Raw genomic sequence first — 400 nt, 5'->3', positions numbered from 1 at the left:
CTATTACGCCTGGCAGGATCGTGATCCAAGCCCACGTGCTCAAGAGAATGCTCGCCTTGTAAGGCGCATTCGGGAGATTCACGAGGACAGCCGAGGTGTGATCGGAGCGCCCCGGATGCATGAGGATCTGCTCGACGAGGGCCAAACTGTCAGCCTGAACCGCGTTGCTCGCCTGATGGCAACTGAGCGAATTCAAGGCTGGCCACGCCGCAAGAGGCGTGGCTTTGGAAGATCCGCCAGCGGTCGCCCGGCAGGCGTGAAAAATCTGTTGGGGCGCGATTTCACTGCGCAGGAACCGGAGCGCAAGTGGGTCACGGACATCACGGAAATAGCCACACTGGAAGGCAAGCTCTTCCTATGCGTGGTGCTTGACCTGTACAGCAAGCTGGTGATCGGTTGG

General features: G+C 59.5%; 1 protein-coding gene. It reads left to right on the top strand.

What is annotated here, in order from left to right; all coding sequences use genetic code 11:
• Positions 1 to 400: IS3 family transposase (locus tag BVH03_RS26520; RefSeq protein ID WP_168175669.1), on the top strand; the 400-nt coding region annotated here is incomplete at both ends.

The sequence above is a fragment of the Pseudomonas sp. PA15(2017) genome (genome assembly GCF_001945395.1).
Classification (GTDB): domain Bacteria; phylum Pseudomonadota; class Gammaproteobacteria; order Pseudomonadales; family Pseudomonadaceae; genus Aquipseudomonas.
This window is presented reverse-complemented; position numbering and strand designations above follow the sequence as displayed.